This is a genomic window from Halocalculus aciditolerans (assembly GCF_014647475.1).
GTDB lineage: Archaea > Halobacteriota > Halobacteria > Halobacteriales > Halobacteriaceae > Halocalculus > Halocalculus aciditolerans.
Window position 1 is genome coordinate 194,718 of the sequence record NZ_BMPG01000003.1, and the last position, 20,039, is coordinate 214,756.

Consider the following 20,039-nt stretch of genomic DNA (forward strand, 5'->3'; position numbering starts at 1 on the left):
ACTGTGCCACCGGCGGCCGTCTATGGGATTTGATGAGGGATCCCGCATCCGAGGTTGACGAACCCAGCTATTAGCTGAGCACTGAAAGTGAATATGATTTATCACCAAATAGATGGGGCACGGTACAAGGGGAAGGGCAGTAGTGAATTCGGGGCTGAAAGGCGGTATATATTGGAGCCACAGTACTATGCAATAGGATTGCTTGAAGTACGGTAGATGTCGGGTGAAGAATCGGAGTTGCGGTCCGACTCCGCGTTAGAAAAGCCGGAATATGACCGGCTCGGATACGGCGACTTCGCAGAGGATCTTGCTGAGACAGTGCATACGCGAATCCCCTCGAACGAGTTCATCATCGGAATATATGGCCAGTGGGGGTCTGGTAAGAGCACGATTCTCAACTTCGTGGAGTATGAGCTACGGCAAAAAGAGAATCCACCGGTCATCACAAAGTTCAATCCGTGGTGGTTCTCTGGTCAATCGGATCTCATCGAGAAGTTCTTCTCCCAGCTTAGCGCGGGCTTAGACACGGGTGGAGAATACGACGAGATCCGCGATAAGCTTTCGAAGCTCGCTGATGGACTCTCCCGAGTCCCACTTTCTACGATAACAGGGATACCGTCCGGGAAGTTCCTTGCCTGGCTTTCAGATACGCTCCAATCAGAAAATCCAGACCTAGAGGGGCTCAAAGAAGAGATATCGGAGGGCCTTAGAGAATTAGATCAACAGATCGTCGTGTTTATCGACGACATCGACCGCCTGACCGAATCTGAGATCCGGCAGATGTTTCGCCTCGTAAAGGCGGTGGCAGATTTCCCAAACATCACCTACGTACTAGCGTTTGACCAAGAAGTGGTCGTCGAGGCATTAGACGGAGAACAGGGTGTTGGAAACGGACGGGCGTATCTAAACAAGATTATCCAGTTGCAACGGCGCGTTCCCCTTCCTGCGGAAGGCTCGCTTAACCACTTCTTCACCGAGCGACTAGAGGAGATCGTTCAGGACGACGCTGTTATTTTCGACGAAACCACGTGGCAGTCAGTCTATCCGAGAGGAGTTCAGCCATTGATTCAGACGCCGAGAGACGTCATCAGGCTAATCAACGCCATAGATACCTCGTATCAAGCATTGGGGCGCGATGCGAACTTCATTGATATCGTCGGATTAGAAGCACTCCAGGTCTTCCACAATCCGACTTATGAGAAGATTCGTGACAACCCGTCTCGGTATACAGTCAGTACGCGGTCGAGCAGGTCGTCAGAGGACGAGGATTACTCCGAGCTGTGGGAGCACCTCGATGAAGAGGAACGAACGATAGAGCCGCTGCAAATCCTTCTCAGATACCTGTTCCCGGAGGTCAAGACCGGGAGGCTGGCGATAGGACTCAGCTTTTCCAGAGACACTGCCACATATCGAAAGCAAAGGCGAGTTTGCCATCCCGATGTCTTCCCCTACTATTTCAGACAAACAGTTCCCAGAGGAGAGCTACCAATCGGGGAAATCGAAGCCATACTCAAACTCACCGACGACGCAAACAAGTTTGCTACCCGACTCCGGGACCTTGCCTCCCAAGAGACGCAATCCGATCGGTCACTAGCTCATACGTTCTTGAGTCAACTTCCCAACTATATTGGGGATATCGAAGATGGCGACGAGGTAGTCAAGGGGTTGTTCTTGGCGGGAGACGAGCTTATTGAAACGGACCCCGCTCGAAATACGTTTGACGACGGTAATCGTGGGCATCTTCTTCAGGCGATATTCCAGATTCTGGATGGACGATCTAAAGACGAGAGCTTCGAGTTATTGCATAGATCGATTCAGCAGGGAGAGGCCCCCTACTTTGCCACGTATTTGATCGGAGTGCTGCTTCAGGAGCACGGAGAGTACAATAGTGACGAGATCAAGCAGGAAGACAGGACGCTAACTAGAGACCACGTAGAGGAGTTAAAAGAGGATGTGGTCGGCTTGATTGAAGAGCGGGTGTCAAACGACGCTCTTCTGGAAACGCCCAATGTGTACATGGTTCTCACTCGATGGGCGGAGTGGGCAGATTCGGACAAACCGACCCAGTGGGCCCAGGAGCTCGGTGAAAATAGAGAGGGGCTATTCACTCTGGTTCGGGCCTTTGTCAAAGAAGGACAACATAGGACACTCGGAGCACCTAAACAAACCGTAGAATACCTCGATCCGAGGGATCTTGACGTTTTTATCGACAGCGCGGAAATACAGAGACGTCTCGAAGCTTTCGACCAGGATGAGTTAGAGGAGGACGAACGAAAGCTGCGACAGCTCTTCCACGAGGGGCAAGAGCTTCTTGAGGACGGGAGAGATCCTGGTTCACTTGAAGCGTGGCTTTTCGAGAGCCGAGGAGCAGATTAGCCGGCTACCAGAAGTCGAATCCCCCCGGCCACGGGATCCGAAATTCTGCCGTGCCCTGCACCCACGATGGTCTTACTGGAGAGCTGATTCCGCCGACCTGATCGTAATACGAATTATGGTCTCCTTTCGTGATGAAGCCGCGATGTGGAGCGGGACAATATTCGAGTTGACGACAGCTCCGCGCTCTGTGTAGTCGTGATCTGCTTTACTGTACCAGTTCTCGCTCTTATTGACCCAGAACCGGGCGCGGTGAATAACGGGGGTCCGGTTCGGATTTCCAAACCGATTATAGATGAGCACGTCTCCTGGTCCGTGGAATTTGCTGTATCCAGACTGCTTGCCGATCTGGTATGTGACTATTCGGTATCATTGATCGCCTGCGACGATGAGAACCGGTGTTCTTCCATAACGAAGACGAGATCACCGCGCTCCATGTGTGGCTGCATGCTTCCAGATTCAACAGCAACTAGAGGAGGCCAGAGGCCACTAACTGCAAAAAGAACTAGGCCGACTATTGCGACGATAAGAGCGGTACTGAGTAGTTCTCTGATGAGTATGAGAGGTTCCGAATTACTTGCCCAGAGCGACGTAGCGGATTGAATGAGCCTTTCGTTGAGATTCGGGCCACGACGATCAGCCATTAGGCTATGGCATTAGCCTACTTATCGATAAACCTCTCCACTTGATTTAAATATTGTAATATTCGATTTAAAATCAACATTTGAGTGACCTATCACGGGGCCAGAATTGGGAGAGATTTGAACACGCCAGTGATGATTAGCGTAACTATGAACTGGTCAATTTGTTCCCTGTGCTCGTCACTCGTGGTTACGCCCGCGGCCGCATTGGCTTCGCCGGCAGCCCGAGTTCCTCGTTCGGCACCGAGTAGGCGTTCATCACACGACTCCTCTCGGCGCGCGCGGCATCGACGACGGCCCCCTGTGGGAATGGATGGCCGGTACAGCGACAGGCCGCGTAGACGCCCGCTGCCGCCATCGCTTCGATCGACCGCCCCACGAGGAGGTCTTCGTTTTGCGCGCTCCGGAAGAGCCGGGGCGCTTGCTCCCGATGCGTCTTCGCGAGCTCGAGCACACTTACCACTCGCTGAACCTCGCTGAGCCCATGTCCGAGGTTGCGCTCCGCTTTCGACCGGAATCTCCCACGCCGTTGTTCACGCCGAAGCCGACCGAGCTGCCGACGCTTCGACGTCGAGAGTGCGTTCCCCTTTGCGTCTGTCCGATTGTCGTCGAGAGCCCCGGTCGTGCCGCGACGCCGTCAGCGGCGCGTCCGTCCGTTCGTCTTCGTCGTCGTAGACCGGCTCGTCGCCGTGGTCGATCACGAGGCCGCACTCCTCGCAGACCGTTTCCACCGCGTGTTCGTCTCGACTCGACCACCGCACTCCGGGCATCCGGACATGGTCTCGTCGGTTTGTACGTCTTCGTCGAAACCGCTCTCGTAGATGTCTCTGGTTGCCATCGATCTCACCGAGTCATGCGACGACGGCGTCGACGGCGTCGACGGGCGTTCTCGACCTTTCCCGCACCCGACGCGCGGTCCATCTCCGGCACCGACAGTTGGAGCGTCGTCTCCGAACCGAGGTCGGTCGCGGGTGCGCCCGACCGATCGTGGCCGTGACCGTGGTCGTCGCCGTGGGCGTGACCGTGGTCGCCGTCCGGGGGGCGCGACCGATTCGTCGTTATCTCATCGAAGGACCCGCAGAGTCATTAATTCGACTGCCACGACACACCGTAGAAGCGCCGTTCATTGGCGAATATGCGCCTATATTTATAAAACGAGCGTCTGGCGCGGGCGAGCCGGTCCGTGACTCGCGTCGTGGCCGGTATCCCCGTCGGCGTGCGTCAGAGCGGGAGTCTTCGCCCCGCCGCTCGCCGGGTGTGCGGTGGGGCGGGGGCCGACGGGCTCTTTATCGAGCCACCGAAACGATCGCGTATGGAGACCGTGACCGTCGCCCGTGACGTCTCGGCGTCGCCCGAGCGAGTCCGCGACGCCATCTCCGACGTCGAGTCGTTCATGTTGGCCGCCGGGTTCGACGAGGTGGACGTCGAGGGGGACGCCCTCCGGATCGTCAACCACGTCGGCCTGTTCGAAATCGAGCTCGACCTCGTCGTCGAGGATCGCGCGGACGCCGCGCTCGCGTATCACCAGCGCGACGGCATCTTCCGCGAGATGGAGACCGTCTACACGGTCGAGGAAACGGCGGACGGCACCCACGTCGAGGCGACGACCGAGTACGCGCTCGCCGCGAAGATCGTCGGTCCGGTCTTCGACGGCACCGTGGTGAAACGCCAGCGCCGCAAGGAGCTGAACGCCCAGTTCGACTTCCTCGATGCGCTCTGACGGAGAGCCGTCCCGTCTCGGGGCGACGCGTCCCGCTCTCGACGGCGCGCTCAGTCCGCGAGCAGGTCGGCGCGCTCCGCGAACTCGGTGATCACCGCCGCTTCCGCGCGGTGGAGCGTCTCGCTGCACGTCGATTTCGCGATCCCCAGCTCGTCGGCGACGTCGGTGAGCGTCGCGTCGCGCGGCGTCTCGTAGTAGCCGACGGCGACCGCGGTCGCGAGGACGTCGCGCTGGCGCTCGGTGAGCGGGGCGTCGCGCTCGTATCGCTCGTCGCCGATGCGTTCGAGCGTGAAGTCGATGCCGAACGCGCTGAACTGATCGCGGAGCGCGCCGAGGCGCTCGCTCGGTGCACGGAGCGTCCACGTCGCCGCGCCGTCCCGTATCTCGAAGGGGAATTCGAGGGGGACGCCGGACTCCCGGAGCGGGAGCAAGAGCACCGGATCCGCGGTCTCGAACTGCAACAACACGTCCTCGTCGCCGTCGTAGAGCGTCGTCACGCCTCGGATCGTCTCGTGGGCGGTCATCGCGTCGCGGATCGCGTCCGGGTCGCCGCCTTCGTCGAGTTCGAGGAGGCCGACGCCCGTCTCCTCGTCCGCGAACGCGGTGAGCACGCGGAACGTGTCCGCGGCGAATCGACGCGAGACGTCGCCGATCCAGACGCCTTCGGGAACGGTGACGGTGAGTTCGGCGCGCGGCATACGGCCCGGTTCGTGAGCGGGCCGTAAGTGGCTAGCGCTCGCTCCCGCGCGCTGGGACGGCGCTCACGGCCCGCGAGCCGTGGTGTGGTTCTCGGCGGTCTTCGCGGCGCAGAACGCGACGGTACCCGCGACGGCACCGGCGTCGAGGTCCGCGAGCGCGCAGGCGACCGCGAACGCGACGACGCCGACGGCGACCGGGAGGCGGTTGCGAGCGACCTCGCGGACCCGAGCGGCAGTGGCGGTCATCGGTTCCCGTTCGACGCGCCGCGCCGAGAGCCGTTTTCCCGAACGGGTTCGGGACGGCGCGTAGGTGCCGGGCGCTCGAAGACGCGCGTATGCTCCCCGGGAACCCCGACGTCGACACCGACGTCCAACCGCCGATGCGGCTGCCGCTCGGCCACTTCGTCGTCGCGCTCGGCGCGCTCTGCGTCGCGGTGCTCGTCGGCCTGCTGCGCGGTGACGCGCTGTTCGCGCTCGCCGCCGGCCTCGCGCACGTCCACCTCGTGCTCGTCGGCTGGGTCTGTCTCACCATCGCCGGCGCGATGACGCAGTTCGTCCCGGTCTGGTCGGGCGTCCGCCTCCACTCGACGCGGCTCGCCGGCGTCCAGCTCGCCCTGCTCGCGGTCGGTCTCGCGGGCTTCGCGGTCGCGCTCCTCGTCGGCGCGTTCGCGCCCCTCCCGGCGTTCGCGGCGGCGATGCTCCTCGGGTTCTGGGTCTTCGTCTACAACATCGCTCGGACGCTCGCCCGCGCCCGCCCGTTCGACGTCACCGAACGCCACTTCGCGTACGCGCTCGCGTCCTTCCTCGCCGTCTCCGCGCTCGGCGTGTCGCTCGCCGTCGGCTTCACTCGTCCCGATTTCCTCCCCGTGAGCCGCGTGGCGCTCCGGGGTTCGCACGTCGCGCTCGCGCTCTTCGGCGCCGTCCTCTGCACCGTGTTCGGCGCGCTCTACCAGCTCGTCCCGATGTTCGCCCAGTCGGACCTCGACGCGCTCGACCGCCGCCTCCAGCGCCTCGAAGAGACCGTCTACCCGCTCGGCGTCGCCGTGCTCGCGACGGGGCGTCTCGTCGAGATCGCACCACTCGCCCGCCTCGGCGGCCTGCTCGTCGTCGGTGGCGTGCTCGCCGTCGCCGTCGTGCTCGCGCGTCGCCTCGCGGACGCCACCGTCTCGTGGGGGCCGATGCTCCGCCGATACGCCGTCCTCCCGGTCGCGATGGGCGCGTGGGCGGCGTGGACGCTCCCCGTCTGGCTCGCCCGCCCGCTCGCCTACGACGCCGCCGTCGGCGCGCCGGGGTCGTTCTCCCTGCTCGTCCTCGGCGTCGTCGGCTTCGTCGTCCTCGGCACGCTCTACCACGTCGTCCCGTTCATCGTCTGGGTGCACCGCTACAGCGACCGCCTCGGCTTCGAGGCCGTGCCGACCATCGACGACCTCTACGTCGCGCGCGTCGCCCACGTCGACTTCGCGCTCCTCCTCGCCGGCACGGCGCTCCTCGTCCTCGTCACGGGCGGCGTCGCGCTCCCCGCACCCCTCGCCCGAGCGGGCGACGCGCTCGTCGCGGGCGGCGTCGCACTCGCCGCCGCGAACCTCCTGCTCGTCGTCTGCCGACACGCCGTCGCGCCCGCCGTGAGCGCTCGATTCGGGTCGTTCGCGAGCGAGTGATGGCCGCACTCCATCGAAACGACCGCTCGATCTCGTCTCGTTCAGTGCTCTCGTACCTATCGTACCAGCGGCCGTCGTCGCGCGTACACGCTGTCCGCTCGCGGTGCCGACGTCGTGCTCACCGTCCGTCCGCCGCTCCCGACGCCGGCAGTGCGACTCTGTCACTGACTGGAAGGGGAGGGGAACGGGTTCTCAGCAGGTTGGAACCGGGGGAAATAATTTGTTAACTGAACAAAAACAACTCCCTATGACGGACGACTCACCGATCGATCGCGTCGCACTCGGCGGCGCAATCGCGCTCGTCTGGGCCGGCTACGTCGGCCTCGTGGGGTTGTTGGCTCGGGTCGGGTGGGGGGAACGATGGCGCTCGCTCCTCTCGGATGTCTACGTCGGATTCGACGAGACGACCAGCGGTATCGCGGTCGGGATCGGGTGGGCCGCGATCGACGGGTTCCTCGCGGGCTGGACGGTCGCGACCGCCTACGACGCCCTCACCCCTGACGGGGCGGGGAGTTGACGGCCGGAACACCACCGAGTGCCCCCGACTCGCCGGTGGGACGGCGTGGGAGACGCGGCGGGCACTTGACCCCGGGTTCGCCACCGCGGGTGCCGTCGAAACCCCGACGGATCCCCCCGCCAGTGGCCATCACGCGCATGACGAGTGAATCGTCGACGGCCCACGGGACCACACTGACGAGCGGTGCCGGAACGCGTTCGACAGCGACAGCATGACCGAATCCAAACTCGGCGTTCGGGAGGCGGTCTCGTTCGCGCTCGGGGGCATCATCGGCGGGGGTATCTTCGCCGTTCTCGGCGTCGTTGCCGCCGTCGCCGGGACGACAGCGTGGATCGCCTATCTGCTCGCCGGAATCGTCGTGATGGCGACCGGCTACTCCTACGTCGAGCTCAACGCTCTCAGCTCGCGAACCGACGGGTCGGGCGGAGCGGTCACCTTCATCGACGAATTTCTCGACCGGCCGAAGATCGCGGGAATGGTCGGCTGGACGTTGCTCGTCGGATACGTCGGCACGCTCGCGATGTACGCCTACGCGTTCGGGACCTACTTCGGCGCCGTCTTCGGGGTCTCCGAACTGCCCGTCGTCGGGCTGCCGGCGCGCCCCGTGATTTCGACGCTCGTCGTCGTCGGTTTCATCGCGCTCAACCTCGTCGGCGTCCGCGAATCCGGCCTCGTCGAAGACGCGCTGGTCGGCCTCAAGCTCCTCGTCATCGTCCTGTTCAGCGCGATCGGCATCTGGTATGGACACTCACACGACGCGCTCTCCTTCGGCATCGCACAGTCGCTCGCACACCCCGTCGGGCCGTTCCTCGCCGCGGGGGTCGCGTTCGTCTCCTTCGAGGGCTGGCAGCTCCTCTTCTACGACCAAGAGAGCATCACGAACCCTACCCGAACGCTTCGAAAGGCGGTCTCCGTGTCGATTCCGGTGTCGACGCTCGCCTACGTGTTGGTCGCGTTCGTCACGCTCAGCCTGGTCAGCCAGCGGGAAGTCGCCGCTCACCCCGACCTCGCGCTCGCCATCGCGGCCGATCAGTTCGCCGGTACGGTCGGGTACGTCGCTATCGGCGTGGCGGCCGTCGCGTCGACCGCGAGCGCGATCAACGCGACGCTGTTCAGCGCGGCCCTGTTCGCGAAGGGGTTGCGCTCCGATGCGTTGATCCCCGACCAGATCGCCTCAGCACGCGAACGGGGCGTTCCCACGAACGCCCTGCTCCTGATCGGTGGCTTCACCGTCGTGTTCACCGTCTACGGCGATCTGGAAGCGATCACGGAGTTCGCCTCGATGTCGTTCATCGTCGTGTTCGGAACGGTCAACGCAGTCGCGCTCGTGCAAGACTCCGTCCCGAACCGGTGGATCTCGCTCGTCGGATTCGTCGGAACGCTCCTGTTTCTCCCGCTCTTCGCGTGGCACCTCTACACGGTGGAGTTCCACGTGTTCGCGCTCGTCGTCGTGATCGCCGCCGCGCTGCTCCTCGTCGAGGGAGTGTACTTCGAGCGGACGGAGATCGAATCGGGGTTCAAATCGGTGGAGAAACGCCTCTGACGGCGGGCTGTGCGTCTCCGAGTAGCGTCGAAGAGAACGCGTTAACTCCGCGTCTCGGCGTGACGAATCGTCCCACCCCCCTCTCGCGAGCGGGCGCGTCGCTGCTCCAAGACACCCGAATCCCGCGTCGTCGCCTACTCTTCGGCGTCGAACAGCGCTCGCACCCGCTCGGCGTCGGCGGCGTCGTCGGCCTCCTCGACGGCGCGCTCGGGCGCTTCGAGCAAGCCCTCGACGAGGCGGTCGGCGAGGTCGTCGAGGACGCGCGCCCGCTCGGGCGTGAGGGCGTCCCGGGCCTCCAGTCGCGAGTAGGCGCGCTCGAGTTGTTCGCTCCGCACCGCCTCGGCGCGCGCTTCGAGGGCGCGGCGCGTCGCCTCGCGGGCGTCGGTCGTCCCCGCGTCACCGGCGTCGCTCGACGCCGCCTCGCTCATAGCTCCACCTCCGCCGGCGACTGATCCGGCATCGGGCCGTCGTACCCCTCGGGCTCGTACGCGCAGAGCGGATCGCTCGCGAGCGGGTCGCCCGCCGTCGCGTAAGCGCGAGAGCGACTGCCGCCGCAGACGTGGCGGAACTCGCAGGCCCCGCACTTCCCCGTGAGCGCGTCGGGGTCGCGCAGCGACTCGAAGAGATCCGAGTCCCGGTAGACGTCGACGAGCGACTCCTCGCGGACGTTCCCCGCCGATTCGGGGAGGAAGCCCGAGGGGTAGACGTCGCCGACGTGGCTGACGAACGCGAAGCCGTCGCCCGCCGTGACGCCGGTCCGCCGGCCGATACCGTCGCGGGCGGGCGACGCGATGCCGCCCTCGGCGCGTTTCTGCTGGAGGGCGACGCGCCGATAGTGCGGCGCTTCGGTCGTCTTCACGCCGAACGGCGCGTCGTCGGCTACCTCGACGAGCCACTCCATGACGCCCTCGGCGCGCTCGGGGTCGATGGGGTCGAGGACGCGCCCCCGGCCCACGGGAACGAGGAAGAAGACCGACCAGAGCACGGCGTCGAGGTCGGCGACGAGGTCGCGGATCGCCGGGAGGTCCCCGATCGTCTGCGCGCAGACGGTCGTGTTGATCTGGAGCGGGAGGCCGGCGTCGCGCGCGGCGCGCGCGGCATCCACGGTGGAGTCGAAGCTCCCCGCTTCGCCGCGAAACGCGTCGTGAGTCGCCGCGCTCGCGCCGTCGAGGCTGAGCGCCATCCGCCGGAGGCCGGCGTCCGCGAGGTCGTCGATCCGCTCGCGGGTGAGCGACCCGGTACCGCTCGGCGTCATCGTCATCTGCAGGCCGTTCTCGACGCCGTACTCGACGAGGTCGACGGTGTCGTCGCGCGCGAGCGGGTCGCCCCCGGAGAGCACGACGAGTTGGCCGTCGCCGAACGCGCGGGCGTCGTCGAGGAGCGCCTTCCCCTCGGTGGTGGTGAGCTCGTCCGGGTGACGCGCCGGTTGGGCGTCCGCCCGACAGTGCTCGCAGGCGAGCTCGCACGCCTGCGTGACTTCCCAGATGCAGACGAACGGCCGCTGGCTCGTGTCGACGTCGCTCGGTCGCATACTCGTGGGATGGGCGTCCGTCCCCGAGTAGCCCGTCCCGAACGCGTTCGGGGATACGGTTTGCCCTCCGGAGTCGGTTATCGTAGATATGGTCGACGCGACCGCAGTCGACGACGCCGTCAGCGAGACCGACGCGCCCGCGGACCGGCCGCGTGAACGCCTCGACGCCCGCGAGCTCCCGCCGCCCGAGCCGCTCACGGAGACGCTCGAACGACTCGCCGACTTCGACGACGAGCGCGTCCTCGTGCAGGTGAACGACCGCGCGCCCCAACACCTCTACCCGAAACTCGACGACCGCGGGTGGGCGTACGAGACCGTCGAGACCGACGACGCCGTCGTGACGGTCGTCTGGCGGTCCTGACGCCGATCGGTGGAGCGTCCCCACCCCGCGCCACTCGGGACCGTCCCCCGTACGCGAACACGTTCGGGGAGACGGTGAACGGGTTGGGGCGCGTTCGCCGACGTATGTCCGACGTCCAAACCGAAACGCTCGCAGATCTGAGCGGGGAACCGCACGCCACCGTCTTCGCGGACGGTCCCCGGACCGTTCGGCTCTCGCTCGCCGCCGGCGAGTCGCTCCCCGAGCACGACCACCCGGGCGTGGACGTCCTGCTCGTCGGCCTCGGCGGCCACCTCACCGTCGAACTCGACGGGGAGCCCCACGACCTCCGGGACGGCGACGTCCTCCGCGTCGCGGGCGAGCACCGGATCGAACCGCGCGCCCGCGAAGACAGCACCGCGCTCGTGGTCCTCGCGCCGCGGGAGGGCGACGATGCGTAGTTTCTTCGGTAGCGGGGGCGCGGACGAGGCCTTCGACGACCAGGGGTCGTTCGTCCCCGCGCACCTCCCCGAGCCCGGACCGTTCCTCGCCGACGCCGAGGTGCTGACGGGCGACGATCACGCCGCCGTCCACGAGACCGCGCGCGAGTGCTTCGAGGAGCGCGGCGTCTACGACGTGACGTTCGGCTACAACCTCGCGCGCCTCAACCTCGATCAGCGCCACCCGAACGCGGGGTTCCGGTACGGCGTGGACGGCGACGACCTGCGCGCGGAGTTCACGCCGACGACCGAGTTCTGCCCGCAGAGCGACACCCTCACCGTCGGCGCGTTCCGCGCGTGGAACGGCCTCGAGGAGCGCCACGACTACGAGCTCGTTCGCGTCCGCGTCGCGCCCAGCCACCAGCGCGCCGACGCCGTCAACGACCGCCTCGCCGCCCTCGAAGAGGCGTACGTCGAGACGGGCGAACTCCCCGACGCCGAGACCCCGGACCCGAACGGCGGCGCGGGCGACGACGCGCTCCCGTTCTGAGCCGCGCTGCTGAGAGCGTTATCGAGAGAGAGCCCCTTCCCGGTCGATACGGCACTGGTAGATTCAGAGACCACAGCGACCGGCGGTGCAGGAGGGTGCCGTGGTTACGTCGTCACGACTGCGACGGCGTTGAAGAGGGTGAACAGGACGACCAAGGCAAGTACGGCGCTGACGACGGTGCGTCGGGGGTGCTCTCGTCGGTACTTCCCGGCGAGGCCGTAGGGGATACCCAGTCCGAGCGTCGCCGCGAGGAACATCGCGATGTTTCGGACGAGCTCGACGGCGACACCCGGATAGCCGCCGGGCGTACCCATCGTCGCCAGAAACCCGACGAAGGCTGTAACAGCGACACTCAGCCCACCCCAGACGGCTAATAGGGCGACTTCCCACCACGCGACTGATTCCGCGAACCGGACGTACGCGACGAGTGAGATCACGAGCGGGAACACGAAGATCGTGAATAACTCGAGGTTCCAACTCCGAAGCGGGGAACCGGGAACGTTCGCGACTGAGAGAGCGAGTCCCAGGACGGCTAGTCCGACCAGTACTCCCGAAAGCGTCCGGGTATCGGCCGTTCGTGTGGAGGGTGCCATATCGGAACGTGTGCCGAGATATGATAAATGTCTTATGTCACTCGGGGTGCTGGAACGATACGTTCGCCCGTCCGAGTACGTATGCTTACTCGACGCGCACGCGGACGACGTGCCCGCCGCAGCCGCACTGCTCGACGTACTCGTAGTCGACGGCGTCGCCGAACGCCTCGTCGAGCGCGTCGTAGAGGTACGTCTCCGGGTGGCCGTGTGCGGCGTGCGTCACGAGGTTCACGTGGTAGCCCGGAGCGGTCTGCCGGACGGCGTCGCGGGCGTCGGCGAGGAGGCGCTCGCGGTCCGACTCGTACTCGGGGCGTTCGAGGTTCGCCGACCACGAGTTCCGATGCGTCTCGTCGGTGACGGCCTCGGCGTCGTGCGAGTGGCTCATGCGTGTCATGGGAGGCACGCAGGAGAGAAGAGCGGCGTCCCGAACGGGTTCGGGACGGTTAGTCGTCGTCGGATTCGGCGCTGGCGCTCTCGCCGAAGATGCGCCGCGAGATGACCGTGCCGTCGGACGAGGCGGCCGTCGGGTCGCGGCGGACGAAGCGCTTCTTCAGGACGTCGTAGGAGAAGAGCGCGGTCCCGAGGATGAGGAGGACGTCACCGGGGAGGCGCGCCCAGAAGAGCGTCTGGACGAGGTCGCGGCTGTAGAAGGCGAGCGAGCGCGCGGCGTCGTAGTTCCCCGTGAAGACGGTCTCGAGCTGGAGGAAGCCGACGGGGACGTCGCCGACGAACACCATCCACGCGAGGCCGATGTTCCACAGCCAGAACGCGCGCCGGAGGTTCGTGCCGTCCCACTTGCCGCGCTTCGTGGTGAACTGCAGGACGTAGACGGCGAGGCCGAGCGCGAGGAAGCCGAACGCGCCGAACATCGACGCGTGGGCGTGCCCGACCGTGAGGAAGGTGCCGTGCTCGTAGTAGTTGACGAGCGGGAGGTTGATGAAGAAGCCGAGGACGCCCGCGCCGACGAAGTTCCAGACGCCCGAGGCGACGATGAACATGAACGGGAGCGTGTAGGGGAAGGACTCGCCGGCGTCGCGCATCGCGCGGTACTCGCCGATGGCCTCGAAGAGGATGAACACCAGAGGAATGAACTCGAGCGTGGAGAAGACGCTCCCGATGGGCACCCAGTAGTCGGGGAGGCCGATCCACCAGTAGTGGTGGGAGACGCCGATGACGCCCGCGCCCATCACGAGGAGGGCTTCGAGCATGACGGCCTTCTCGGCGCTCCGGCGCGAGAGGAGGTTCATCGCGACGAGCGCGACGGCGACGACGGCGACGACGAAGAACTCGAAGGCGCCCTCGACCCACATGTGGACGACCCACCAGCGCCAGAACTCCGTCACGACCATCGTCGTCTGCGGCGTGTAGAACATGCTCGCCGCGAACAGCAGGCCGATGGAGCCGCCGGCGTAGATGATCATGTGCGCGAGGCCGAAGCGCGACTCCCGCTTCAGGAGGGGCTTGAAGCCGCGCGCGACGAGCGCCGTCCAGAGCGCGAACCCGACGAGGAGGCCGACCTGCCAGAGACGCCCGACCTCCAGGTACTCGAGGCCCTCGTTCCCGAGGATCCACCAGAGCGCGCCCTCGATGTAGCCCTGCGAGCCGAGCCAGATACCGAGGAGGCCGCCGACCACGACGACGAACAGCGCGCCCAGCAGGACGTGGACGTAGCGCTTCTGGTTCGCGGGTTCGCGGCCGGTGAGCAGCGGCGGGAGGAAGAGCCCGATGCCGAGCCAGAGCGTCGCGATCCAGAGGATCGCGAGGTCGATGTGCCACGCCTTCGTGATGGCGAACGGGAGCGCCGAGAGCGCGTCGACGCCGAGCGCGCTCGCGAGCCCGTAGAAGCCGCCGCGCTCGATGTAGTAGTGCGCCATCAACCCCCCGAGCAGCGTCTGCGCGAGGAAGAGGACGGCGGCGACCGGGACGAAGCGCGCGGCCGCGAACTGACTCGGCGTGAGCGTGACGTCGGCGGGGTCGGGGACGTCGACGCCCGCCGCGTCCGGTTCGGGGAGTTCGACGGAGCTGTAGAGCCAGATGCCGAGGCCGCCCCCGCCGACGAGGAGCACCATCGCGACGACGCTCCACGTCAGCGCGCTCACGGGCGCGTCGTTACCCGCGCCGGGCGCGTACGGCCAGTCGTTCGTGTAGGAGTGCGCGGTCCCGGGGCGGTCGATGGCGGAGAACATCGCCGTCCAGACCGCGAAGTCCGCGAAGCGCCGGGCGTCCTCGGGCGTCGAGACGAAGCCGGCGGGGATGCCGGCCTCGCGGTCGCCGCCGTTGTAGCGCTCGACGTACGACTCGCGGACCTCACCGTAGGCGTACGCCTCGGCGGGAGTGAGTTCGAGCGTCTCGCCGAACTCGCCCGCCGAGAGCTGGCGCTCGACGACGTCGTTCACGGCGGCCTGCTCGGCGTCGTCGAGGGCGGCGTACGACGACGCGCCGTAGCGTTCGCGCGCGACGTACTCACGCATGTTCGTCGTGAGCCTGTCGAGCGCGTCCGCCGTGTAGTCCGCGCCGAAGTACGCGCCGTTCCCGAGGACCGACCCGTGATTCATGAGGCTGTTCTGCTGGAAGACCGCCTTCCCGGCGACGATGTCTTCGTTCGTCGCGATGACGTCACCGTCCGGACCGACGACCTCCGCGGGCCGCTGTGGCGACTGTTCGTACGCGAGGTACGCCCCCGCGCCCATCACGACCAAGTTGAAGACGAACGCCACCACGAGGGCCTTCGCCAACGTCTCTCTGCGTATGCGCATCTCGTTCGGCGGTTCGTCGCCCCCGCACTACTTGGTGGCGTCGAACACGTTCGGGGGAAGCGACACCCTCGGCGGCCGCGTAGCAGGCGTCGATGCCTCCCACGGAACGCGTCCTCGACGTCCGCGAGCACGACGGCGACCCGTTCGAAACGATCACCGACGCGCTCGACGACCTCTCCGACGGCGACTCGCTCCGCCTCGTCAACACCTTCGAACCGGTGCCGCTCTACGGCGTCCTCGAGTCGCGCGGGTTCACGCACGAGACGGAGCAGGTGGACGAGGACGAGTGGCACGTGCGTATCGAGCCCGCGGAGTGAGCCGAACCCGTTCGGGAGAAGGGCTACTTCGGTGCCGGGCCGAGTACGACGCGCATGAGTGAGACGACACTCGACGTCCGGGACGTCCCGCCGTCCGATCGCCACCCGAAGATCCACGACGCCTTCGAGGAGCTGGACGCCGGCGACGTCCTGACGATCGTCAACGACCACGAGCCGAAACCGCTCTTCTACGAGTTTCAGGCCGAAGTCGAGGCCTTCGACGCCGACGGCTACGCCGTCGAGGAGCGCGGCCCGGGCGAGTTCGTCGCGCACTTCCCGAAGCAGTAGCCGCCCCGAACCCGCCCGTTCTTCTCGTCCGCGACAGCGACGCGGAGCGTCGCGTCAGCGCTCCAGGACCGCGTCGAGGACCTCGCGCTGTGCCGCCGCGAGGTGCTCGCGTTCGAACTGTTCGGCGTCCTCTCCCGCGTCGTTCTGCGAGTTAGGCCGTGTCGTGGTCGGTCGACGGCCCGTGGTTCACGCGCCGCACGCTTCCCTGGCGTCGAAAAACTCCCGAGAGCCATCTAGCCTCCTTGACCAACAATGACGGTCAACGCCGTCGAGTGTCGGTTAAGTGCGGGCTAGGGGTTGGTGAGGCGTCCGACGCGCTTGACGCGGAATCGGTCGCGCTCCACCGCGTGCTTCGACGTCGAACGCCGTCGAGAGCGACCGCGTGTTCGTGAAGCGGTGGATTAGCTCCTCACGGACGGCGTCGCGGCTGACTGTCGTCTCGTCCCAGCCGACCCGAGTATCGAAGGAGCGCTTCCGAAACCGTCCAGGGCGTCCGTCGACAGAGAAGAGCTGCGTGCGCTTTTCCCCAACTGTGGCCGGCACCGACCGGTTCGTTCCGAAGTTTGCTGAGCACGCATTCGACGAACCGATTGGTCGTGGGCATGTCCTGCTCGTTCGCGATCGAGAGTCCGAGCGTCGTCCACGGTGTCGATTCTTCGTCGCCGGATGGGGCTTCTCAGAGGCCTGGCTGCTGCTCGTAGTCGGAAGCCATGCCTTCTCACAGGGCGGTATTTGTGCGCCCCGCTACATCTGCCCGGGGCTATACGCTGTCGTAACGCAATAGACAGCTCTTGAGCTTCCGTGACATCGTCATGGGGAGCTCCGTTAGCGTCTGGGATTCTCTACTGATTAAGTAGGCGTGCTCTCGTCACGGATCCTGCCGTGGAACGGCCGGTGAATGAGTGTGCGAGCTAGTCAGTCAGTTGTCTGATCGATGACCCGCCTGATGTACACCTCACCCATCGTTCGCCGCCAACAGTAGTGCAACGCCAGTAACTGATACTGACACCCCGAGAAGAATGAGACCGAGGTATCCCACCGCTATCGACCCGATATCCTGAATAGCCGCATGGTACTGGTTGGTCGTGTGCGAGAACAGCAACAGGGTACCTACGATACTAATGAGGAGACCTATTGCGTTCGTCCACAGTCCTAACTTTGACATGTGATTATCACGCTTACTCGAAACCAGAATACTGTAGAACGACGTAATTATCTTCTGTCTCTCCAGTCTGTTGCCTGGGAGAGACACCGGCATCTTCTGAGGGTCATTATTCGGCTCTGCTGCATCACCCTCTGCTCTTCACACGTCGTTTCGGAAACGCTCAAGGATTCTGACACCGACGAGACCGTAGACGAGTCCAAAGAGACCGAGGTAAAGCCCTGCGTAGAGGGCCCAGGATTCACCCATTATATCCGATTCTATTATTCTACATCCTCCATAAAGCACGAGGAGGATCGCGAACGGCTCCACGAGGAGGGCTTTCTGCAGGGACGTAATATCTGTACGTGTGTCTGTATGAGAATAAATATTCGATGCAGGCACGGTCTAGTTAAGCCGAAACTATCTGCTTCGACCGATTGCGGTGCTCGGTGAGCATCAACGATCACTGCGGGCAGTGATTCGATAGTTCGCCGGCGGGAGAGGCCGTCGCTTGAGCGGCTCACGAACGCTTTCGGTGGAAGCACGATACCTCTAATGGGAGCGGCTCACTCGGTCGCACCCGCTTCACTAGACAGCGTCGGTAGTCTAATAACGTCCGTATCCTATCACGGTCCGTTCATTTGGAAGTCCTGTCTCACGCTTTATCCTGCCTAGGGTCGTGCGATCAACGAACTGCCTCCCCAAGTTTAACAGCAGTAACTGACACAATTGGGTCATAGGTCCTCGCCCAATGCCCACGAAACTCCGGAACGAGAACGGCCGATTGTGGCCGCCACTCCGAGTGGTGTGGAACGACGACGAACGCCGGCCTCGAGCACCCATACGCCTTATCACGGGAATCATAGTGGTGCTCACCTTCGCCAACACTGGTCGGACCATCCGCCCCTCAGTTCTCGCCGGAAACGGCCCGGTTACCGAGGTCGTGAACACCTCGATTCGTGGGGTTCCTCAAGTAGCGGGAATCGTCCTCGGTGTATCGCTTGTTGCGATGGTACTTGACCGGCGGGTACTCTCCGATTTGGGTCCCTCTTCCGACCGTGGTGTGTGGCGTCCGTTCGTAGGGGGGTTCGCACTCGGAGTGGGGATCACGGTTCTTAGCATTGCTGTCGGAGTACTTGTGGGATTTTACGAGATAGACGGCATCAAGATGGCTAGTGGGCCTGCTGTTTGGCTCCTTCTCGTATTTGGTACTGCTGTTTCGCAACTTCTCATCGTCGCCGCAGAAGAATTCTTCGTCCGAGGATACGTCATTACGAACGTCCTCGAAGGACTGGAGGGGGTTTCAGCTATCCCACGGAGTGTGGCCGCTAGCGTCGCTGTGCTGATTGCGTCGGTATTCTTTTACCTCACTCACTCCGCCCGTGGGGAAGTATTTGGCCTCATGGCCGGTGGGCTGGCTGTGCTCCTCGGCGTTGCATACGTCTTTAGTGGCGATCTCGCGATTCCGATCGGTATTCACTTCGGCGTGAACTTTGCCGGAATGATTGGCGGGTCAGCCCCGCAGCGGGCGACGCTCGTTCAACTGATGTCACGCACAACGGTCGCGGAGTCGCTCGTCCTCCCGAGTGAGGCAGTTCTCATTCGGGTTGCCGGGGCAGCTATCGGTATCGGTCTGTTCTTCTGGTGGTCCTACTCAGTGAACGGCCAGCTCCGCGTTGTTTCGGACATCGCTCGCCCGACGCTTCGCTGGAATCGTAATACTGGCCCTAAGGCTGAGTAGTCTCGTGAGGACCTTGTCTGACAGTCGGTGTCGAGACAGTTTCATTCAGAGGTAGTGCTGAAATTCCTGTTTAGTACGTAGCCCATACCTGACGCGTTGACCACCGACTGCGACGGCGTGGGATTGTTTCTCTGACGCCTCTAGGAGTTACTTACCGCCGACCTTCGTCGGCACTCGAAACGTCTCCGGCGGGTTGCGTCACCGTGACCGTTCCCATCGAGTGGATAACGGCGATAACCGGCGACAGCGGGACGACGACCGGGGTGACGATGGCGAGAGCGCCCACGCGTAGTTTCGCACCCGAGTCAGCGGTTCGTACCGCCGGGAGAGCATCTTCGACGCCTGGACGTCCCCCGCCGCCCAGCGACGGCGCTGCTGGAGGATCTCGTCCAGCGGCGGCGGAGCTTCGTCCCCGCAGACCGCGTCCGAGAGCGCGAACGTCACGTCGGTCTCCTGGAAGGCCGCCCAGACGAACGCGGTGTCCTCGACGGGCGTCTCCCGATCCCACGTCGTCTGCTCCTCGACCTCCGTTCGAACCGCGATGCCGCCACCCCACGCGAAGAGGGGGATCGAGAGTCGCGCGAACGCGCGCTGCTCGAACTGGACGCCCATTCGGTAGGTGTCCGCCAGACAGCTCAGACTCGACGACGCTGTCCTCGTCGAGGCAGCGCACGAACTCCTCCTCACAGGTCAGCGCCTGCCGCGCCCACTCCTGAGCGCGGCCCCTCCGGACGGCACGACGGGAGAACCCCTCCGGGACGACGTGAACGCTGGCCCCAGAGACGGCGATGGGCGACTCCGCGATCACGTGCACGTCGTCGAGCCCCTCCGGGAGGGAGTCGACAGTGTCCCGGACGACGTCGTCGGCGTCGACGGTCATGATACCGACCCGGATCTCGTCGAGGCCGTACTCGGTGGACGGCGTCTCGTAGCCCGCCCCCGTGACGGTCGTGGGGACGAGCCAACTGAGCGCGGTCGCCCCGAAGAGGAGCGTTACGCCTCAGAGCGCGAACCCGAGTAGCGACGCGAGCCCACCGGCGTCGACGATGGACGGTGCGAACACCGCCGCAACGCCACCGATGAGGAGTGCGACCGTGACTGCGAGTAAGGCGATTCGTTCGGTGTTCATCGCACATTTGAATCATAGGAGTTCTCCGGGCTCGCCTGTTTATTTGAAATGTGGGACGGGGAGGGAGGCCGGTGGAATGAA

Annotated in this window: 23 protein-coding genes and 1 pseudogene; 12 read left to right on the forward strand and 12 right to left on the reverse strand. The window is 64.7% G+C overall.

Translation table 11 applies throughout. The annotated features are described in order from the left end of the window. Positions 1-216 precede the first annotated feature (216 nt). Entirely contained in the window at positions 217-2,376 is a 2,160-nt protein-coding gene (locus IEY26_RS12010; RefSeq protein WP_188979260.1) for a KAP family P-loop NTPase fold protein, read from the forward strand. A 356-nt stretch (positions 2,377-2,732) separates the two neighbouring features. Here the strand turns inward: IEY26_RS12010 and IEY26_RS17460 are convergent, their stop codons facing one another. Further along, positions 2,733-3,017, reverse strand: a complete 285-nt coding sequence (locus IEY26_RS17460; RefSeq protein ID WP_229774080.1) for a S26 family signal peptidase — start codon at positions 3,015-3,017, stop codon at positions 2,733-2,735. Positions 3,018-3,213: 196 nt separating this feature from the next. Then, positions 3,214-3,852, reverse strand: a pseudogene (locus IEY26_RS17785) (transcription initiation factor IIB family protein); the annotation flags it as partial. Positions 3,853-4,326: 474 nt separating this feature from the next. Between IEY26_RS17785 and IEY26_RS12025 the strand changes: the two are divergent. Beyond that, on the forward strand, positions 4,327-4,734 hold the full coding sequence (locus IEY26_RS12025; RefSeq protein WP_188979261.1) for an SRPBCC family protein: 408 nt from the start codon (positions 4,327-4,329) through the stop codon (positions 4,732-4,734). A 50-nt stretch (positions 4,735-4,784) separates the two neighbouring features. Here IEY26_RS12025 and IEY26_RS12030 read toward each other — a convergent pair whose 3' ends face one another. Then, the gene (locus IEY26_RS12030; protein WP_188979262.1) at positions 4,785-5,432 is read right to left on the reverse strand and encodes a helix-turn-helix domain-containing protein; all 648 of its coding nucleotides are present in this window, start codon (positions 5,430-5,432) and stop codon (positions 4,785-4,787) included. A 63-nt stretch (positions 5,433-5,495) separates the two neighbouring features. Next, on the reverse strand, positions 5,496-5,678 hold the full coding sequence (locus IEY26_RS12035; RefSeq protein ID WP_188979263.1) for a hypothetical protein: 183 nt from the start codon (positions 5,676-5,678) through the stop codon (positions 5,496-5,498). Between the two features lie 89 nt (positions 5,679-5,767). On the opposite strand from IEY26_RS12035, the gene IEY26_RS12040 reads away from it, so the two are divergent. The 3 genes from IEY26_RS12040 to IEY26_RS12050 all read left to right on the forward strand — a co-directional run bounded on the left by IEY26_RS12040 (position 5,768) and on the right by IEY26_RS12050 (position 9,150). Then, positions 5,768-7,090: a hypothetical protein gene (locus IEY26_RS12040; RefSeq protein WP_188979266.1), complete on the forward strand. Its 1,323-nt coding sequence runs from the start codon at positions 5,768-5,770 to the stop codon at positions 7,088-7,090. Between the two features lie 247 nt (positions 7,091-7,337). Further along, complete coding sequence (locus IEY26_RS12045; RefSeq protein WP_188979267.1) at positions 7,338-7,607, forward strand: bacteriophage holin; 270 nt, start codon at positions 7,338-7,340, stop codon at positions 7,605-7,607. Between the two features lie 211 nt (positions 7,608-7,818). Then, the gene (locus IEY26_RS12050) at positions 7,819-9,150 is read left to right on the forward strand and encodes an APC family permease (protein WP_188979269.1); all 1,332 of its coding nucleotides are present in this window, start codon (positions 7,819-7,821) and stop codon (positions 9,148-9,150) included. A 134-nt stretch (positions 9,151-9,284) separates the two neighbouring features. On the opposite strand, the gene IEY26_RS12055 is transcribed toward IEY26_RS12050, so the two are convergent. Together IEY26_RS12055 and IEY26_RS12060 are read right to left on the reverse strand one after the other, a co-directional pair. Beyond that, positions 9,285-9,578, reverse strand: a complete 294-nt coding sequence (locus IEY26_RS12055) for a hypothetical protein (RefSeq protein ID WP_188979271.1) — start codon at positions 9,576-9,578, stop codon at positions 9,285-9,287. Continuing rightward, entirely contained in the window at positions 9,575-10,681 is a 1,107-nt protein-coding gene (locus IEY26_RS12060) for a TIGR04053 family radical SAM/SPASM domain-containing protein (protein WP_188979273.1), read from the reverse strand. The genes IEY26_RS12055 and IEY26_RS12060 overlap by 4 nt, the downstream gene beginning before the upstream one ends. An 88-nt stretch (positions 10,682-10,769) precedes the next feature. Between IEY26_RS12060 and IEY26_RS12065 the strand changes: the two genes are divergently transcribed. The 3 genes from IEY26_RS12065 to IEY26_RS12075 all read left to right on the forward strand — a co-directional run bounded on the left by IEY26_RS12065 (position 10,770) and on the right by IEY26_RS12075 (position 11,990). Beyond that, a complete protein-coding gene (locus IEY26_RS12065) occupies positions 10,770-11,042 on the forward strand; it encodes a DUF2249 domain-containing protein (protein ID WP_188879218.1) in 273 nt (90 codons plus the stop codon). A gap of 104 nt (positions 11,043-11,146) precedes the next feature. Next, complete coding sequence (locus tag IEY26_RS12070; RefSeq protein WP_188879219.1) at positions 11,147-11,461, forward strand: cupin domain-containing protein; 315 nt, start codon at positions 11,147-11,149, stop codon at positions 11,459-11,461. Further along, complete coding sequence (locus IEY26_RS12075) at positions 11,454-11,990, forward strand: hypothetical protein (RefSeq protein WP_188979275.1); 537 nt, start codon at positions 11,454-11,456, stop codon at positions 11,988-11,990. The genes IEY26_RS12070 and IEY26_RS12075 overlap by 8 nt, the downstream gene beginning before the upstream one ends. Positions 11,991-12,094: 104 nt before the next feature. Here the strand turns inward: IEY26_RS12075 and IEY26_RS12080 are convergent, their stop codons facing one another. The 3 genes from IEY26_RS12080 to IEY26_RS12090 form a co-directional block, all read right to left on the reverse strand. After that, positions 12,095-12,583 carry a hypothetical protein gene (locus IEY26_RS12080; protein WP_229774082.1) on the reverse strand — a complete coding sequence of 163 codons (489 nt, stop codon included), beginning with the start codon at positions 12,581-12,583 and terminating at the stop codon, positions 12,095-12,097. An 85-nt stretch (positions 12,584-12,668) separates the two neighbouring features. Next, complete coding sequence (locus tag IEY26_RS12085; protein WP_188979277.1) at positions 12,669-12,968, reverse strand: CGCGG family putative rSAM-modified RiPP protein; 300 nt, start codon at positions 12,966-12,968, stop codon at positions 12,669-12,671. 58 nt (positions 12,969-13,026) lie between these two features. Then, positions 13,027-15,339 carry a nitric-oxide reductase large subunit gene (locus tag IEY26_RS12090; RefSeq protein WP_188979279.1) on the reverse strand — a complete coding sequence of 771 codons (2,313 nt, stop codon included), beginning with the start codon at positions 15,337-15,339 and terminating at the stop codon, positions 13,027-13,029. A gap of 92 nt (positions 15,340-15,431) precedes the next feature. Here IEY26_RS12090 and IEY26_RS12095 point away from each other — a divergent pair, with 92 nt between their 5' ends. Together IEY26_RS12095 and IEY26_RS12100 are read left to right on the forward strand one after the other, a co-directional pair. Continuing rightward, a complete protein-coding gene (locus IEY26_RS12095; RefSeq protein ID WP_188979281.1) occupies positions 15,432-15,656 on the forward strand; it encodes a DUF2249 domain-containing protein in 225 nt (74 codons plus the stop codon). Positions 15,657-15,710: 54 nt separating this feature from the next. After that, entirely contained in the window at positions 15,711-15,944 is a 234-nt protein-coding gene (locus IEY26_RS12100; RefSeq protein ID WP_188979283.1) for a DUF2249 domain-containing protein, read from the forward strand. 1,303 nt (positions 15,945-17,247) lie between these two features. Here IEY26_RS12100 and IEY26_RS12105 read toward each other — a convergent pair. Continuing rightward, a complete protein-coding gene (locus IEY26_RS12105) occupies positions 17,248-17,490 on the reverse strand; it encodes a hypothetical protein (protein WP_229774083.1) in 243 nt (80 codons plus the stop codon). A gap of 466 nt (positions 17,491-17,956) precedes the next feature. On the opposite strand from IEY26_RS12105, the gene IEY26_RS12110 reads away from it, so the two are divergent. Further along, the gene (locus tag IEY26_RS12110) at positions 17,957-18,829 is read left to right on the forward strand and encodes a CPBP family intramembrane glutamic endopeptidase (protein ID WP_188979287.1); all 873 of its coding nucleotides are present in this window, start codon (positions 17,957-17,959) and stop codon (positions 18,827-18,829) included. Positions 18,830-19,027: 198 nt separating this feature from the next. Here the strand turns inward: IEY26_RS12110 and IEY26_RS17465 are convergent, their stop codons facing one another. Next, positions 19,028-19,441, reverse strand: a complete 414-nt coding sequence (locus IEY26_RS17465; RefSeq protein ID WP_229774085.1) for a glycosyltransferase family 2 protein — start codon at positions 19,439-19,441, stop codon at positions 19,028-19,030. Between the two features lie 7 nt (positions 19,442-19,448). Between IEY26_RS17465 and IEY26_RS17470 the strand changes: the two genes are divergently transcribed. Beyond that, entirely contained in the window at positions 19,449-19,850 is a 402-nt protein-coding gene (locus IEY26_RS17470) for a hypothetical protein (protein ID WP_229774086.1), read from the forward strand. Here IEY26_RS17470 and IEY26_RS17680 read toward each other — a convergent pair. Beyond that, positions 19,830-19,958 (reverse strand): hypothetical protein, encoded by a 129-nt coding sequence (locus IEY26_RS17680; RefSeq protein WP_268239811.1) that lies wholly within the window; start codon positions 19,956-19,958, stop codon positions 19,830-19,832. The genes IEY26_RS17470 and IEY26_RS17680 overlap by 21 nt on opposite strands. Between the last annotated feature and the right edge of the window lie 81 nt (positions 19,959-20,039).